This is a genomic window from Stenotrophomonas maltophilia group sp. msm4 (genome assembly GCF_032025605.1).
Lineage (GTDB): Bacteria > Pseudomonadota > Gammaproteobacteria > Xanthomonadales > Xanthomonadaceae > Stenotrophomonas > Stenotrophomonas sepilia.
Map to the genome: position 1 here is coordinate 630,918 of NZ_JAVSKK010000001.1, position 16,357 is coordinate 647,274.

The 16,357-nt window shown below is 66.6% G+C and carries 16 protein-coding genes; 10 read left to right on the plus strand and 6 right to left on the minus strand.

Features of this window, described 5'->3' with window-relative positions; genetic code table 11:
• The first annotated feature begins 103 nt into the window (after positions 1 to 103).
• On the plus strand, positions 104 to 553 hold the full coding sequence (locus tag ROV93_RS03050) for a DUF6491 family protein (RefSeq protein ID WP_065195830.1): 450 nt from the start codon (positions 104 to 106) through the stop codon (positions 551 to 553).
• Between the two features lie 78 nt (positions 554 to 631).
• Here the strand turns inward: ROV93_RS03050 and ROV93_RS03055 are convergent, their stop codons facing one another.
• From ROV93_RS03055 to ftsY, 3 genes are all read right to left on the minus strand, one after another.
• On the minus strand, positions 632 to 901 hold the full coding sequence (locus tag ROV93_RS03055) for an oxidative damage protection protein (RefSeq protein WP_005416139.1): 270 nt from the start codon (positions 899 to 901) through the stop codon (positions 632 to 634).
• Between the two features lie 5 nt (positions 902 to 906).
• On the minus strand, positions 907 to 2,031 hold the full coding sequence (gene mutY / locus ROV93_RS03060; protein WP_072168329.1) for an A/G-specific adenine glycosylase: 1,125 nt from the start codon (positions 2,029 to 2,031) through the stop codon (positions 907 to 909).
• A 102-nt stretch (positions 2,032 to 2,133) separates the two neighbouring features.
• The gene (gene ftsY, locus ROV93_RS03065; RefSeq protein WP_072168328.1) at positions 2,134 to 3,420 is read right to left on the minus strand and encodes a signal recognition particle-docking protein FtsY; all 1,287 of its coding nucleotides are present in this window, start codon (positions 3,418 to 3,420) and stop codon (positions 2,134 to 2,136) included.
• A gap of 129 nt (positions 3,421 to 3,549) precedes the next feature.
• Between ftsY and ROV93_RS03070 the strand changes: the two genes are divergently transcribed.
• Entirely contained in the window at positions 3,550 to 3,849 is a 300-nt protein-coding gene (locus ROV93_RS03070) for a hypothetical protein (RefSeq protein WP_072168327.1), read from the plus strand.
• A gap of 153 nt (positions 3,850 to 4,002) precedes the next feature.
• On the opposite strand, the gene htpG is transcribed toward ROV93_RS03070, so the two are convergent.
• Positions 4,003 to 5,895, minus strand: a complete 1,893-nt coding sequence (gene htpG, locus ROV93_RS03075; RefSeq protein WP_072168326.1) for a molecular chaperone HtpG — start codon at positions 5,893 to 5,895, stop codon at positions 4,003 to 4,005.
• A gap of 647 nt (positions 5,896 to 6,542) precedes the next feature.
• On the opposite strand from htpG, the gene rsmD reads away from it, so the two are divergent.
• From rsmD to ROV93_RS03105, 6 genes are all read left to right on the plus strand, one after another.
• Complete coding sequence (rsmD, locus tag ROV93_RS03080) at positions 6,543 to 7,121, plus strand: 16S rRNA (guanine(966)-N(2))-methyltransferase RsmD (RefSeq protein WP_072168325.1); 579 nt, start codon at positions 6,543 to 6,545, stop codon at positions 7,119 to 7,121.
• A 26-nt stretch (positions 7,122 to 7,147) separates the two neighbouring features.
• Positions 7,148 to 7,657, plus strand: a complete 510-nt coding sequence (coaD, locus tag ROV93_RS03085) for a pantetheine-phosphate adenylyltransferase (protein WP_005416145.1) — start codon at positions 7,148 to 7,150, stop codon at positions 7,655 to 7,657.
• Positions 7,658 to 7,716: 59 nt separating this feature from the next.
• Positions 7,717 to 8,208: a hypothetical protein gene (locus tag ROV93_RS03090; RefSeq protein WP_005409092.1), complete on the plus strand. Its 492-nt coding sequence runs from the start codon at positions 7,717 to 7,719 to the stop codon at positions 8,206 to 8,208.
• A 132-nt stretch (positions 8,209 to 8,340) separates the two neighbouring features.
• Complete coding sequence (locus ROV93_RS03095; RefSeq protein WP_004153175.1) at positions 8,341 to 8,622, plus strand: YfhL family 4Fe-4S dicluster ferredoxin; 282 nt, start codon at positions 8,341 to 8,343, stop codon at positions 8,620 to 8,622.
• On the plus strand, positions 8,619 to 10,349 hold the full coding sequence (ggt, locus tag ROV93_RS03100; protein WP_312538536.1) for a gamma-glutamyltransferase: 1,731 nt from the start codon (positions 8,619 to 8,621) through the stop codon (positions 10,347 to 10,349). Before ROV93_RS03095 ends, ggt begins: the two co-directional genes overlap by 4 nt.
• 117 nt (positions 10,350 to 10,466) lie before the next feature.
• Positions 10,467 to 11,354: an MBL fold metallo-hydrolase gene (locus ROV93_RS03105; RefSeq protein ID WP_072168323.1), complete on the plus strand. Its 888-nt coding sequence runs from the start codon at positions 10,467 to 10,469 to the stop codon at positions 11,352 to 11,354.
• 41 nt (positions 11,355 to 11,395) lie between these two features.
• Here ROV93_RS03105 and ROV93_RS03110 read toward each other — a convergent pair whose 3' ends face one another.
• A complete protein-coding gene (locus ROV93_RS03110) occupies positions 11,396 to 11,689 on the minus strand; it encodes a PsiF family protein (RefSeq protein WP_312538537.1) in 294 nt (97 codons plus the stop codon).
• A 185-nt stretch (positions 11,690 to 11,874) separates the two neighbouring features.
• The gene (gene upp / locus ROV93_RS03115) at positions 11,875 to 12,507 is read right to left on the minus strand and encodes a uracil phosphoribosyltransferase (protein WP_005416149.1); all 633 of its coding nucleotides are present in this window, start codon (positions 12,505 to 12,507) and stop codon (positions 11,875 to 11,877) included.
• Between the two features lie 169 nt (positions 12,508 to 12,676).
• Here upp and ROV93_RS03120 point away from each other — a divergent pair, with 169 nt between their 5' ends.
• Together ROV93_RS03120 and ROV93_RS03125 are read left to right on the plus strand one after the other, a co-directional pair.
• Complete coding sequence (locus ROV93_RS03120; RefSeq protein WP_072168322.1) at positions 12,677 to 15,238, plus strand: TonB-dependent receptor; 2,562 nt, start codon at positions 12,677 to 12,679, stop codon at positions 15,236 to 15,238.
• Positions 15,238 to 16,353: a phytase gene (locus tag ROV93_RS03125; protein ID WP_180890721.1), complete on the plus strand. Its 1,116-nt coding sequence runs from the start codon at positions 15,238 to 15,240 to the stop codon at positions 16,351 to 16,353. The genes ROV93_RS03120 and ROV93_RS03125 overlap by 1 nt, the downstream gene beginning before the upstream one ends.
• Positions 16,354 to 16,357: the final 4 nt, after the last annotated feature.

The window sequence follows — 16,357 nt, forward strand, 5'->3', positions numbered from 1 at the left end:
CTTTGGTAGAGGCCGGCCTTGGTCGGCTGAATGGGGCGCGAGCCGTCGCGCCGGCGTTGCCAGCCCAGGCGCATGATGGCGACAGTTCCCCGAGGAGATCGCCATGAAGACCCCGATCCTGATGGCCGGACTCTGCCTGGCACTGGCCGCCTGTGCGACCACCGGCCGGCTCAGCAGTACCGAGAAACTGGATCTGTACCGTGCCCACGCCGGCGCGCCGCAGAATGACATGCAGTTCTTTGGCAGCCTCAATGGCTGGACCGAGCTGGGCGACAGTGCGCTGGCGGTGTGGACCCGTCCCAGCGAAGCCTATCTGCTGGAGTTGAATGGTCCCTGCCAGGACCTGCCGTATGCGACCGCCATCGGCCTGACCAGCAGCATGGGCCGCGTGTCGTCGCGCTTCGACAAGGTGCTGGTGCGCGACCCCACCGGCGGCCCGCGCCTGCCGTGCTTCATCAACAGCATCCGCAAGCTGGACGTGAAGGCCCTACGTGCGTCCGAGCAGGAGCTGCGACAGGCGCAGGTGCAGGAGCGCGAGGAAAACGCGAAATAGCGTGGTAGTGCCGGCCGCTGGCCGGCATCGCGCAGATGCCAGATTGCCGGCCAGCGGCCTGCACGACCTGCCTGTCTGTCAGGTTTCCGGGGTGAAGCCGGCCGGCTTTTCCGCGTCCTTCTCGAACAGGAACTTGACCAGTTCGCCTTCAAGGAACGCACGATGTTCCGGCGTGCGCGGCGACAGCCGGTTCTCGTTGATCAGCATGGTCTGGTGGGCCAGCCACGCGGCCCAGGCCTGCTTGCCGATGTTGTTGAAGATGCGCTGGCCCAGCTCGCCGGGGTAGGGCACGAAGTCCAGGCCCTCGGCATCGCGTTGTTCGTACTGGCAGAAGACGGTTCGGGGCATGGAACTCACTCGTGGTTGCGGGGTTTGCTGGAATTTCGTTTCGGCGTCTTGATCGTGGCGCCGTCGAGCAGTTTGCGGATCGGTGCCGGCAGGCCCAATGCGGGTAGCTCGTCGTTGGCGACCCAGCGCAGCGTGGGTTCTTCCACGCGCAGGCCGCGCACCTTCCGTGACAGTACCTGCAGGTGCAGCCTGTAGTGGCTGAAGGTGTGCTGCAGCACCGGCAGTTCCTCTGCATCTTCCAGCGAGCCGTCGACATGTGCGTCGAACCAGTCCTGCAGGTCGCTGCCGGCCTCGGCCTGCGGCAGCGTCCACAGCTGCGCCCAGATGCCGGTGTCCGGCCGCTTCTGCAGCAGCACGCGCTGCTGGGCGTCGCGCAGCAGCAGTGCAACAGCTTCGCGTTCGGGCAGGGTCTTGCTGGGCTTGGGCGTGGGCAGTTCAGCGGTGCGGCCTTCGCGCCGCGCCACGCATGCGTCCTGCAGCGGGCAGATCACGCAGGCCGGCTTGGCCCGGCTGCATACCGTCGCGCCCAGGTCCATCTGCGCCTGGGTGTAATCGGCCATGCGCCCGGCCGGCACCTGCGCGACGTGCGCGTCGGCAATCGCCCACAGTTGTTTCTCGATGGCCGGCAGGCCGGGGAAGCCGTCGATGCCGTGATAGCGGCTGAGTACGCGCTTGACGTTGCCGTCAAGGATCGCGAGCGGGTCGTTCCAGGCTTGGCTGAGGATCGCGCCAGCGGTGCTGCGGCCGATGCCGGGCAGGGCATGCAATGCATCGAAATCGCGCGGCAGGTCGCCGTCGTGCAGTTCCACGCAGCGCTTTGCCGCGGCATGCAGGTTGCGTGCACGGGCGTAGTAGCCGAGCCCGGCCCACTGCGCCATCACTGCGTCATTGCTGGCGGCAGCGAGGTCGGGCAGGGTCGGGAAGTGTTGCAGGAACCGCTGGAAGTACGGGATGACCGTGGCCACCTGGGTCTGCTGCAGCATGATTTCCGACAGCCAGACCCGATAGGGGCTGCGCGGATGCTGCCAGGGCAGATCATGGCGACCGTGGTCGTCGAACCAGTGCAGGAGGCGGGCGACGAAGTCGTCTTCCTGGGCAGTGTCGGCGCTGGCGTGCGGCTGGCGGGGCATGAGTGTTCCGGAAGGAGGCAGCCACCCATGGGGTGGCTCTGCTTCGCCCTGGTGGAGCCACCCATGGGTGGCTCCACCAGATTGCGGTGGCTGCGCGGTCTATCAGGCGCCCAATGCTTCGGGCAGCAGGGCGTCGACGAAGGCTTCCGGGTCGAACACGCGCAGGTCTTCCGGGCGCTCGCCAATGCCGGCGAAGCGGATCGGAATGCCGAACTCGCGGGCCAGTGCGAATACCACGCCGCCCTTGGCGGTGCCGTCCAGCTTGGTCACCACCAGGCCGGTCACGTTCACTGCGGCATTGAACTGGCGCAGCTGCGACAGCGCGTTCTGGCCTGTGGTGCCGTCGATCACCATCAGCACTTCGTGCGGGGCGGTGGGATCGATCTTGCCGAGCACGCGGCGGATCTTGCCCAGCTCGTTCATCAGGCCTGACTGGGTGTGCAGGCGGCCGGCGGTATCGGCGATCAGCACCGAGGTGCCGCGGGCCTTGCCGGCCTGCAGTGCGTCGAATGCCACCGAAGCGGCATCGGCGTTCTGCCCCTGCGCGACCACGGCCACGCCGTTGCGCTCGCCCCAGGCCTGCAGCTGGGCCACGGCGGCGGCGCGGAAGGTATCGCCGGCAGCCAGCATCAGGCTGTGGCCGTCATCCTTGAAGCGCTTGGCCAGCTTGCCGATGGTGGTGGTTTTGCCGACGCCGTTGACGCCGACGGTGAGCACCACGAAGGGCTTGGCGTTGCGGTCGATCACCAGCGGCTTGGCCACCGGCTGCAGGATTGCGATCAGCTCGGCGCGCAGCGCGGCCAGCAGCGCATTGGCGTCGGCGAACTCGCGCGACTTCATGCGCTTGCGCAGGCCCTCAACCAGATCGGTGGTAGCGCCCACGCCGACGTCGGCGGTGATCAGGGCGGTTTCCAGCTCGTCCAGCAGATCGTCGTCGAGCTTGGGGTTGCGCGAGAACAGGCCGCCGAAGCTGCGCGCGATGACGCTGTTGCGCAGGCGTTCGCGCCAGCCGGGCTTGCCGGCGGGCGCCGGAAGGGCATCCACCAGCGCCGGCAGATCGGTGGCCGGGGCGGTTGGTTCCTCGACCGGAATGACCGGAGCCAGAGGAGCCAGCACAGCGGCCGCGGCGAGCGTTTCAGCCTGGACGTCCTCGGGCGCAATGGCCGGCTGCGCAGCTGGCACGGCAGGCACTTCGGCGACGGGGGCCTGTACGGCGACGGTGGCCGGTTCCGGTGCCTTGGCTTCGACCACCGCGGCGGTGGGTGCGTCTTCGGCCGGGGCGGCCGACGGGAACGCCGCCGCCAGCTCTTCAGCCGAGTAGTGCTGGGTCTTGGGCGCCTCCGTGGTGGGGGCATCCTGGGGCTTCTTGCGGCGGAAAAAACTGAGCATTGGCAAAAGGCGCTGAAATCAGAGGGATATGCTACCACTCGGGCCTGTCGGGCCGATGTGGACTCAAGATCGCGGCCGGCCGGCCGCTAACCGGTCCGGAGGGTTGCGCGGAGCGGCCCGGAGACCGCCATGAACAACGTGATGGGAATCGCCCTAGGCGGCATGCGTGCGGCCCAGCAGGGCGTGCAGGTGGCCGCGCACAACGTGGCCAATCTGGCGACCCCCGATGCGCAGCGCCTGCAGTTGCAGCGCGGTGCCACTGGACAGGGCGGGGTGCAGGCCTCGGTGACTGCCGCCGGCGCCGATGTCGGTGCACCGCTCGGAGATCTGCTGGCGGCGAAAGCCGAGGTAGTGGCCTTCGCCGCCAATGCCTCGGTGATCCGCCGACACGATCAGATGCTGGGCTCGCTGCTGGATCGGGAGACCTGAGCAGCACCGCTTTGGCCGGTGCCAACCGCTGCCCCTGGCAGGTGCCAACCTTGGTCGGCACTCATGGAGCAGTCGAGCATGGCTCGACTCTACAAATGCGCGTGAACCAGGGTTGGCCTCCATCGGGACGCTGCCCGGCACCCGATCTGTCGATCAGGCCGACAACTCCAGCAGCAGCTTGTTCAGGCGCGCCACATAGGCACCCGGGTCCTTCAGGCTGTCACCGGCGGCCAGTGCGGCCTGGTCGAACAGCACCCGGCCGAGGTCGTCGAAGCGCGCGCCATCGGCTTCGGCGTCGAGCTTGGCGATCAGCGGATGGCCCGGGTTGATCTCCAGCACCGGCTTGCTGTCCGGCACCTTCTGCCCGCTGGCTTCCAGGATCTGGCGCATCTGCAGGCCCAGGTCCTGCTCGCCGATGGCCAGCACCGCCGGCGAATCGGTCAGGCGGTGCGACACGCGCACCTCGGCCACTTCGTCACCCAGGACCGTCTTGAGCCGCTCGACCAGGCCCTGCTTGTCCTTTGCTGCCGCTTCCTGTGCCTGCTTGTCCGCATCGGTTTCCAGTGCGCCCAGGTCGAGATCGCCACGGGCGATGTCGACGAAGCCCTTACCGTCGAAATCGGTCAGGTAGCCCATCAGCCACTCGTCGATGCGGTCGGTCAGCAGCAGCACTTCCACGCCCTTCTTGCGGAACACTTCCAGGTGCGGGCTGTTGCGTACCTGGCTGTAGCTCTCGCCGGTGAGGTAGTAGATCTTGTCCTGGCCTTCGGTCATGCGGCCGATGTAATCGGCCAGCGACACGCTCTGCGCATCGCCGTCGCCGCGGGTGGAGGCGAAGCGCAGCAGGCCGGCCACCTTCTCGCGGTTGTTGTAGTCCTCGGCCGGGCCTTCCTTCAGCACCTGGCCGAACTCCTTCCAGAACGTGGCGTACTGCTCGGGCTTGTCGGTGGCCAGCTTCTCCAGCATGTCCAGCGAACGCTTGGTCAGCGCCGATTTCATCGAATCGATGACCGGGCCGGACTGCAGGATCTCGCGCGAGACGTTCAGCGACAGGTCGTTGGAATCGACCACGCCCTTGATGAAGCGCAGGTACAGCGGCAGGAACTGCTCGGCCTGGTCCATCACGAACACGCGCTGCACGTACAGTTTCAGGCCCTTGGGCGCATCGCGGTGGTACAGGTCGAACGGCGCGCGGCCGGGCACGTACAGCAGCGAGGTGTACTCCAGCTTGCCCTCGACCTTGTTGTGGCTCCACCCCAGCGGGTCGCTATGGTCGTGCGCTACGTGCTTGTAGAACTCGGTGTACTCGGCGTCGCTGATCTCGGTGCGCGGGCGGGTCCACAGCGCGCTGGCGCGGTTGACGGTCTCCCACTCGACGGCGGTGCCTTCTTCGCCACCTTCCTTCGGCATCTGGATCGGCAGACCGATATGGTCCGAGTACTTCTTGAGGATGCTGCGCAGGCGCCAGCCATCGGCGAAGTCGTGCTCGCCGTCCTTCAGGTGCAGCACGATGCGGGTACCGCGCTCGGCCTTGTCGACGGTGGCCACTTCGAAATCGCCTTCGCCACGCGAGCTCCAGCGCACGCCTTCGGCTGCAGCCAGGCCGGCGCGGCGCGAGGTCACTTCCACTTCGTCAGCGACGATGAAAGCGCTGTAGAAGCCGACGCCGAACTGGCCGATCAGCTGCGAATCCTTCTTCTGGTCGCCGGACAGCTGCCGCAGGAAGTCGCCGGTGCCGGACTTGGCGATGGTGCCGAGGTGGGCGATGGCTTCGGCGCGGCTCATGCCAATGCCGTTGTCTTCGATGGTGATGGTGTGGGCGGCGGCGTCGAAGCTGACGCGCACGCGCAGCTCGCTGTCGCCTTCCAGCAGCGCCGGCTGGGTCAGGGCCTCGAAGCGCAGCTTGTCGGCGGCGTCGGCAGCGTTGGAGACCAGCTCGCGCAGGAAGATTTCCTTGTTGGAGTACAGCGAGTGGATCATCAGCTGCAGCAGCTGCTTGACTTCGGTCTGGAAGCCAAGGGTTTCGGTCTGGGTGGTCTCGGTCATCGATAGGGCTCCATGTGCAATGCCGCGCCAGCGCGTGCGGCCTCGCCAAGGGGTAGGGGTGATTGTCCCGAAATCAAGGGGTTGTTCGGCCGGGCTTGCAGCCCTGCACCCGCCGGGGCCGAAGCAACAGCAACAGCAATAGCAACAGCGGGCTATCCTTGGGATGGCGGGGTGGTGTGGGTTGGCAGGACACGCCGTAAACCCGTCCATGGGGGCTCGATGGCGCCATCCATGGCGCCAACGGTCCTGCCAACCCACGCCGCCCCGCCTCTGACAGGTTCACTCGGCTGTTGGTAGGTGCCGACCGTTGGTCGGTACATCTGTCAGATATCGAATGAATTCATTTGTGCCGACCAACGGTCGGCACCCACGAGAGCAGAAAGCCGTTCCGACAGATCGCAGGAAACTGTCGAAGGCGGGGTGGGTCAGGTTGTGGGGGTGTCCGCGGCATGGATGCCGCGGCCAAGCCCCCATGGACGGGTTTACGGCGTCCCCCACAACCTGACCCGCCCCGCCAACCCACAGGAAACCAGCTTTTGAAGTTGCTTCGGCCGTTGCTTCGGACTCTGCGGGTGCCGGGCAAAGCCCGGCCGAACTACAATCCCACTCATGCTGAAATTCTTGAATACCTCCCGCCGGGGGCGCCAATGAGCGGCCGTGGGGGCAACGACGGGCAGGTCCGCATCATCGGCGGTCGCTGGCGCAATACCCGCCTGCCGGTGCCGACCCTGCCGGGACTGCGGCCCAGCAGCGATCGTGTGCGCGAAACCCTGTTCAACTGGCTGATGCCCAAGCTCGGCGGGGCCCGTGTGCTGGACCTGTTCGCCGGCAGCGGCGCATTGGGCCTGGAAGCGGTCTCGCGCGGTGCCGCCCACGCCACCCTGGTCGAGCGCGATGCGCAGCTGGGACGCAACCTGACCGCCGCCGTCGCCAAGCTGCAGGCCAGCGACCAGATCAGCGTCGTGCAGGCCGATGCCCTGCGCTGGCTGCAGGGTGCGCCCGCGCAGCAGGCCGATCTGGTGTTCATCGACCCGCCGTTCGCCGATGGCCTGTGGCAGGACGTGCTGGCCCAGCTGCCGCGGCACCTGGCCGCCGACGCCTGGCTGTACCTGGAGTCGCCGGCCGGCCACGTGCCGGTGCTGCCGCAGGGCTGGCTGCTGCACCGCGAGGGCGGCACCCGTGAGGTGCGCTTTGCCCTGTACCGCCGTGCCACTGCTACACTTTGACCTCATCTGAACATCTGCTACCGCCCATGACCGTGGCCAACCGCCGCATCGCCGTCTATCCCGGCACGTTCGACCCGATCACCAACGGTCACATCGACCTTGTGAGCCGGGCCGCGCCGCTGTTCGAAAAGGTCGTGGTCGGCGTGGCGCAGAGCCCGTCGAAGGGCCCGGCGCTGCCGCTGGAACAGCGCGTGCAGCTGGCGCGTGGCGCCCTGGCCCACCATGGCAATGTCGAAGTCATCGGCTTCGATACCCTGCTGGCCCATTTCGTACGTTCGGTCCAGGGCGGGGTGCTGCTGCGCGGCCTGCGCGCGGTGTCCGACTTCGAGTACGAGTTCCAGATGGCCAGCATGAACCGCCACCTGATTCCCGAGGTCGAGACCCTGTTCCTGACCCCGGCCGAGCAGCACAGCTTCATTTCGTCCTCGCTGGTCCGCGAGATCGCGCGCCTGGGCGGCGACGTGTCCGGTTTCGTGCCGGCCGCGGTGCTCGAAGCCCTCCGCAAGGTCCGCGAAGCGAAGGCGGCACAGTCGTAAGCCCGCCGTACCTGCACCCCATTACGTACAACACCACGCACCATTCCGGGAGGAAATCCATGAACACCACCATGCGCGCGATGCTGATCGCTTCGTTGGCCCTGGCCTTCACCGCCTGCAAGAAGGAAGAGGCCGCTCCGGTCGACGAGGCCAAGCAGGCCCTGGTCGCCCCGGCCAAGGACGACGATGCAGGCTGGAAGAAGTACCTGCAGGAAGTGGCCATCCAGAACATGGGCAACATCACCAACAGCCCGTTCCTGTACTACCTCTCGCCGGAATCGGATCCGGACTTCCAGGCCAAGTACGAGCGCCAGACCGAGAGCGCGACCCAGGCCGTGGCCCGTGGCGTGCAGCCGGGCAACATGCTGGCCTTCGGTTCGTCGGCCTCGGGCAAGATGGCTGACATGATCCAGGCCGTGTTCAAGGACGTGTCGCCGGATTCGATGAAGGGCGTGCGCGTCGTCTTCATCGGCCAGTCGGCCGACAACGCCCGCGTGCAGGCTGCGATCCAGCCGACCGGTGCCGAGTACATTTTCGTCGAAGCCAAGTAATACCGAGCCATGGCGGCCATGCTCCGGCATGGCCCGGGCGGCGTCCTGCCAGGGCGCCGCTGATGACCTGACCGGCCCGCGCGCCCGCGCTGGCCGGTCCTTTGTCCCAAGGCGCGGGCGAGGAGTATCGCCATGTCGCTGAAAATCAACGAGCTCTGCGTCAACTGCGACGTCTGCGAGCCGGCCTGCCCGAACCAGGCCATTGCGATGGGTGAAACCATCTACGTGATCGACCCTGCGCGCTGCACCGAATGCGTGGGTCATTTCGACGAGCCACAGTGCGTGGTCGTCTGCCCGGTCGAGTGCATCGACCCGGATCCGGAGATCGTGGAAACGGAAGACCAGCTGCTGGCCAAGCTGCGCCAGCTGCAGCACGATCACCCCGAACTCTATGCGGAGCCCCCATCCGAATGAAGACGCTGATCGTCCGCCCCCTGTTGCTGCTCGGCCTGCTGCTGAGCCCGATGGCCTGGGCCGACAGCCCGGCCCGTGCCGAGCGCCCCGACGGCGCAGCCATTGCCAGCGGCCATGCGCTGGCCACCCAGGCCGGCATCGACATCCTGGCGCAGGGCGGCAACGCCTTCGACGCTGCGGTGGCGGTCTCGTCCACGCTGGCGGTGGTCGAGCCGATCAGTTCCGGACTCGGCGGCGGCGGCTTCTTCCTTCTGCACGACGCGGCCACCGGCAAGGACGTGATGCTGGATGCACGCGAGACCGCACCGGCGGCGGCTACGCCGCAGGCCTTCCTCGACAAGCAGGGCAACCTGGACCGCGACCGCTCGGTCAACGGTGCGTGGTCGGCGGGTATTCCCGGCCTGCCCGCAGCGCTGGTCGAACTGTCGGCCCGGCACGGCAAGCTGCCGTTGTCGGCCTCGCTGCAGCCGGCGATCCGCATCGCACGCGAAGGCTTCCCGGTGTACGACCGCATGGCCAAGGGCTACGCGTCGCGCCGTGAAGTGATGGAGCGCTATCCCGGCACGCGTGAAGTCTATCTGCGCAACGACAAGCCGATCGCCAGCGGTGACCTATTCAAGCAGCCGGAGCTGGCGCAGACGCTGGAGCGCCTGGCCGCTGGAGGTTTCGACGGCTTCTACAAGGGCCAGACCGGAAAGCTGTTGCTGGCGGGCGTCAAGCAGGCCGGTGGCAAGTGGACCGCCGAAGAGCTGGCCGGCTATCGCGTGAAGCAGCGCGAGCCGATCGTGTTCAACTACAACGGCTGGAAGATCACCACCGCGCCGCCGCCGTCGTCCGGTGGCATTGCGCTGGCCAGCATGCTGCAGATCCTGGAAGGCTGGGACATCAGGAAGATGGATCCGGCGCACCGTACCCACCTGGTGGTGGAGTCGATGCGTCGTGCCTACCGCGACCGTACGTTCTTCCTCGGCGATCCGGACTTCGTGCAGATCCCGCAGAAGGTGCTGACCAGCAAGGACTACGCACAGGGCCTGCGTGCGACCATCCATCCAGAGAAGGCCACGCCCAGCGACCTGCTGTCGGGCAACCCGACGCCGCTGGAAGACGACGAGACCACGCACTTCTCGATCATCGACCGCGACGGCAACCGCGTCGGCGCCACCCAGACCGTCAACCTGCTGTACGGCTCGGGGCTCATTCCCAAGGGCACCGGTGTGCTGCTGAACAACGAGATGGACGATTTCGCGCTGAAGCCGGGTACGCCCAATGCCTTCGGCGTGATGGGCTACGAGGCCAATGCGCCGAAGCCGGGCAAGCGCATGCTCAGCTCGATGACGCCGACCTTCATGGAAAACAGCGACAAGGTGATCGTGCTGGGCACCCCGGGTGGCAGCCGCATCATCACCATGGTGCTGCTGGGCATCCTCGGCTACGACGCTGGCCTGGACGCGCAGCAGGTTGCCGCGCTGCCGCGCTACCACCACCAGTGGCTGCCGGACCTGATCGAAGCCGAGGATGATGCGTTCGACGCGGCGACGGTGAAGCAGCTGCAGGCGATGGGCCACAGGATCGACCTGCCGGGCGATGTCGCCGCCGGCGGTCGCGGTTCCAGCCACGTGTGGGGCAACCTGCAGACCGTGGAATGGGACCGCAAGGCGAACAAGCTGTTCGGTGGCAGCGACCCGCGCAATCCGGTGGGCAGTGCCCAGGTCGTGCCGGCCCACTGATGTGGTGGTGCCGGCCACTGGCCGGCAATCCGCAGATCACCAGGACCCCGCCAACCGGCGGGGTTTCCTGTTTCCTTTCTAGCGATTATTTAACGGTCCGGCGCCGATAATCGACGCATGAAACTCTGGTCTATTCGTGGAAACTCGCAGCGCCTGGACGGCGGCGCGATGTTCGGCAACGCGCCGCGTGCGTTGTGGGAAAAATGGGCGGCTCCGGACGAGCTCAATCGCATCGAGCTGGCCTGCCGTGCGTTGCTTGCCAGTCCGCTGGAAGGCAAGACGGTACTGTTTGAAACCGGTATCGGTGCGTTCTTCGACCCGCGCATGCGAGAGCGCTACGGCGTGCAGGAAAGCCAGCACGTGCTGATCGATTCACTGCGCGAAGCGGGTTTCGAGCACGAGGACATCGACGTGGTGGTGCTCAGCCACCTGCACTTCGATCATGCCGGTGGCCTGCTTGCCGCATGGAGCGAAGGGCGTGAGCCCGAGCTGCTGTTCCCCAACGCAACCTATGTGGTTGGTGCGCAGCATTGGCAGCGCGCCGTGCAGCCACACCCGCGCGATCGGGCCAGTTTCATACCTGAGCTGCCCGGCCTGCTGCAGGCCAGTGGCCGCCTGGAAGTGGTGGATGGCGAGTACTCGAAGGCGCTCGGCCGCAGCGTGCGCTTCAGCTACAGCGATGGGCATACGCCGGGGCTGATGCTGGCCGAGATCGTTGGCCACGCGCATGCCGGTGAAGATGCGCACGGTGGCGTGGTGTTCTGTGCCGACCTCATCCCAGGTCGTTCATGGGTGCACGTGCCGATCACCATGGGCTATGACCGCAATGCCGAATTGCTGATCGACGAGAAACGGCAGTTCCTTGAGGACAAGCTGGCGCGCAACGTGCGGCTGTTCTTCACCCACGACCCGCAGGTGGCGCTGGCGCAGCTGGGCCGTGATGACAAGGGACGTTTCGTGACCCTGCACGAACAGGGCGAGCTGAAGGCGCGCGCCCTGGGGTAATGGCAGAGCCGAGCGTGGGCTCGGCTCTGCATCACTCGTCGTTACGACGCCTTCAGGCAGCTGCTTATGAAGGTCTTGCGCGCATCGCCTGCCAGTTTCTTCGCGCCCGCGTCAGCGTTGCACTTGCGCATGCGTTCCTGCTGCGTATTGACCGGCTTGGTTTCGGCAGCCTGGCCACTGAGGCAGGAGCTCTGCGCGGTCTTGTAGGCATCCCCCTTCAAGCCCTTGTTCTTGGCCGAGCATTCGGCCATGCGTTGCTGCTGCGGGGTGGTGGCGTTGGCAGCCAGGGGCAGGCCGGCCAGCAGGACGGCGGCCAGCAGGAATGAGGCCTTCATCGCGAGCTCCAAGGGTGGCGGGTGCGCGGAGCATTCGCCTCCGGCCGGCAAGGCCACGTGAAGAATCACGCGTCGGCCACACCCGCGTCCACGGGCGTTCACGTGCCGCGGCGAAGCGCGCCCGCGAACGGTTGTCGGGTCAGAGCCCTCTCCTGCGGAGAGGGATCCGACCGCGGTTTGCCGGATCAGCCGACGCGGGTGCCGAAGATGCGGTCACCTGCGTCGCCCAGTCCGGGCAGGATGTAGCCCTTGTCGTTGAGCTGGGCATCGATGGCCGCAGTGTAGATTTCCACGTCCGGGTGCACGGCCTTCACTGCTTCGATGCCTTCGGGCGCGGCCACCAGGAAGATGCCCTTGATGCGACGGGCGCCGGCGCGCTTGAGCATGTCGATGGTGGCGATCAGCGTGCCGCCGGTGGCCAGCATCGGGTCGAGGATCAGTGCGTCGCGCTCTTCCAGGCGGCCGGTCAGGCGCTCGAAGTAGGGCACCGGCTGCAGGGTTTCTTCATCGCGCTGCAGGCCGACCACGCTGACACGGGCTGCCGGGATCAGCGACAGCACGCCGCTGAGCATGCCCAGGCCGGCACGCAGGATCGGCACCACGGTGATCTTGGCGCCGGCAATGCGCTGTACCGTCACCGGGCCGGCCCAGCCGGCCAGGGTGTGCGGCTCGGTATCCAGGTCGGCGGTGGCCTCGTAGGCCAGCAGCGTACCCAGCTCGTTGGCCAGTTCGCGGAAATCCTTGGTGCTGAGCGCAGCGTTGCGCATCAGGCCGATCTTGTGCTGCACCAGCGGGTGGCGCACTTCGACGATCTTCATGGTCGGGAAGGGGAATAGGGAGAGAGGCCGCCATTTTGCCGGATTGGCGGGGCGAAGCCCAAACCGGGCCCGGGGCCGGTGTACATGAAATGTGCAGAGGCATGTCACGGCCATGCAACCTTGCGGACATACCGTGCAGACCCATTCTTAACAGGAATGGGGATTCCCAGTGCATATCAAGACTCCGTTGGCCGTTGCCATCACCCTGACCCTGGCGATGGGGGCTGCGGCACCGCTGCAGGCCGCCGGGCAGCAGGCGGTAGCCGCTACCGGCGCCGTGGCGGCCGACGCGGTCGACCTGGACCGTATCGAGGTGCGCGCCCAGCTCGAATCGCAGATCCGCGCGGTCGACCTCAAGCGCGGCAGCGACGCCATCGAAGACGCGGTGTCCTCCGATGCCCTGGGCCAGTACCCGGACAAGAACGTGGCCGAATCACTGCAGCGCCTGCCGGGCATCAGCGTGACCCGTGACCAGGGCGAGGGCCGTTTCGTGGTCATCCGTGGCCTGGACGCCAATCTCAACAGCGTCAGCGTGGATGGCATCGCCGTGGGCACGCCGGAGGATTCCAGCCGTGCCGCGCCGCTGGACGTGATCCCGTCCGATTCCACCGAACGCCTTCGCGTGGTGAAGTCGCCGACCCCGGACATGCCCGGTGATGCCATCGGTGGTGCCGTGCTGGTGGAATCGGCCTCGGCCTTCGACCGCGACGGTCGCAGCCTGCGTGGCAAGATCGAGGGCAGTCACCAGCAGCTGTCCGGCGAGACCAGCCCGAAGGCGGCCTTCAACTACAGCGAAGTGTTCAACGACACCTTCGGCGTGGCGCTGGGCGTGAACTACCAGAAGCGCAGGTTCGAGTCGGACAACACCGAAGTGGAGTACGACGGCGAGGACGATGCCGCCCCCGGTGACGTGACCGCGATCAACCTGCAGCACCGCAAGTACGAGATCGAGCGCAAGCGCATCGGCGCCAACCTCAACCTCGACTGGCGGCCGGACGAAGACAGCCGGTACTACCTGCGCACGCTGTACAGCCAGTTCGACGATGCGGAGACCCGCCAGCGCGTGATCTTCAACTTCGACGACGCGAAGATGGTCAAGACCGGCACCGACCAGTACCGCCTGGATGGCATGCCGAAGGATTCGATCGACAAGCGCATGCGCTACCGCACCAAGAAGGAAAACACCTTCGCGGCCAGCCTGGGCGGCGAGAACAAGTTGACCAACGCCGTGGTCGATTACCGGATCGGCTACACCCGTACCGAAGAGCGCGTGAACGACGAGATGGAGGCGCGTTTCAAGCTCAACGGCAAGGCGTTCAACGGCAGCCTGGACCAGAGCAGCCGGCTGCCCAGCTACAGCTTCGACAACCCGCAGTGGCTGGACAACAGCAACTACGCGTTCGACCGCTTCGTGCTTTCGCCCAAGCAGGTGAACGACAAGGAGCACAGCGCGCAGGTCAACGTGCGCTTCGACGGCGACAGCAGCAGCATCAAGTTCGGTCTGCTGGGCCGCTGGCGCGACCGCGACGTGAATGTGGATGAGCGCGAACTGCGCGTCGGCCCGAAGGTGACGCTGGCGGGCTGGACCACCTCCTCGCCCGAACATCGCCACGGCAACTTCGGCGACGGTATGGATTCGGCTGCGATGCGTGCCTTCTGGGCAGCCAACGGCAGCCAGTACAGCGCCCGCCCGCAGGACGTCGGCGGCAATGCGATGACGTCGCTGGAAGAGGATTACGTGGCCAGCGAGGACATCTTCGCCAGCTATGCCATGGGTACCTGGGACGTGGGTGCGCTGCGCATCATCGGCGGCGTGCGCGTGGAGAACACCCGCTTCAAGGCGATCGGCAACCAGGTGGACGTGGCCGCCAACGGCCGCAGCTTCACCGTCACCCCGCGCGTGGCCAACAGCAGCTACACCAACGTGCTGCCGGGCCTGCACCTGCGCTATGACGCGGCTGATGACTGGGTGCTGCGCGCCTCGGCCAACAAGACCGTATCGCGCCCGTCCTTCGGCGACGTCTCGCCGCGCGTGGGTTACAGCCGCGGTGACGAGGAAGTGCGCCTGGGCAACCCGGAACTGGATCCGTACGAGTCGAAGAACATCGACCTGTCGGTGGAGAAGTACATCGGCAGCAGCGGCATCGTTTCGCTGGGCCTGTTCCACAAGTCGATCGATGGCTACATCGTCGAAACCGTGCGCACCAATGATCCGGCCTACGGTGGATTCGATGTGACGCAGCCGATCAATGGTCGCAAGGCCACCGTGCGTGGTGCGGAGTTCAACTGGCAGCAGCAGCTGGCCTTCCTGCCGGACGGCCTGGATGGCCTGCTGGTCGGCGCCAGTGGCACCTGGCTGGATACGAAGTTCGATGCCGGCATCAAGGACCGTGCGGGCGAGGACTTCACCCTGCCACGCGCCTCCAAGCACGTCTACAGCGCGCACATCGGCTATGAGAAGTACGGCTTGAGCACGCGCCTGGCGGCCGTGTACCGCAGCGAGTACCTGGACAGCATCGGCAAGGGCCGCGCGTTCGATATCTACGTTGCGCCGAATACCCAGCTCGATTTCTCGCTTGACTACAGGTTCACCCCGCGCGTGAGCGTGTACTTCGAAGCGCAGAACCTGCTGGACAAGCCGTTGGAGCTGTACCAGGGCACACGTTCGCGCACCCTGCAGCTGGAAGAGTACGGCCGCACCTATGCGCTGGGCCTGAAGGTGGCGCTGTGATGGGGCGTGGCGTCACTGTCCTGGCCGCCGCGCTGGCGGCTACGCTGGTCGCCGGCTGCATGCAGGCCACCGGCAGCGATCCGGTTGCGGGAGCGGCCGCGCCGGCCGCCGCGGGCGAGCGCGCGGTGACCACCATCGCCGAAGCCTTCCTGTCACCGATGACCCCGGCCGACAACATCGACTCGCCGGCGGCCTGGCGCGCGCCGGACGGCGCACTGTGGCTGATCGCCACCGCCAAGGCCACCGACAAGCTGGTGGTCTACGACGGCAGCACCGGCCAGCACCTGCGTGACGTCGGCAGCAGCGGCACCGCACCGGGGCAGTTCGATCGCCCAAACGGTATCGCGGTGATCGACGACCTGCTGTGGATCGTGGAGCGCGACAATCACCGCGTGCAGGTACTGCGCCTGCCGGACTTCACGCCGCTGGCGACGTTCGCTGCGGACGACCTGCGCAAGCCTTACGGACTGTGGGTCGACCGTCGTGCCGATGGCTACAGCGTCTACGTCACCGACTCCTGGGACAACGGCGAGGATGCACAGGGGCGTGACGTCCTGCCGCCGCTGGCCGAGCTGGACAAGCGCGTGCGCCAGTATCACGTGACCCGCAATGGTGAGAAGGTCGACGCGAAGCGGGTGGCCAGCATCGGCGATACCACCGAGGCGGGAGCGCTGCGCGTGGTCGAGTCGATCTGGGGCGATCCCGAGAACGACCGCCTGTTGATTGCCGAAGAAGACGAGAGCTACGCCAGCGAGTTCAAGGTCTACACCCTGGCGGGCCGCTTCACCGGCACCACCTTCGGCCGCGACGTGTTCAAGGCGCAGGCCGAAGGCGTGACCCTGCGCACCTGCGGCAAGGATGGCTGGTGGATCACCACCGAACAGGGCAAGCAGCGCAGCGTGTTCCATCTGTTCGACCGGCACACGCTGAAGCCGGTCGGCGCGTTCCAGGGCAATACCGTGGCCAACACCGACGGCATCTGGATGATGCAGCAAGCCAGCACGCGCTTCCCGCACGGCGCGCTGTATGCCGTACACGACGATCAGGGTGTGGTGGCCTTCGACTGGGAAAGCATCGCCAAGCAACTGGCGCTGCCGCTGGAGTGTGGTGCATGAGCCG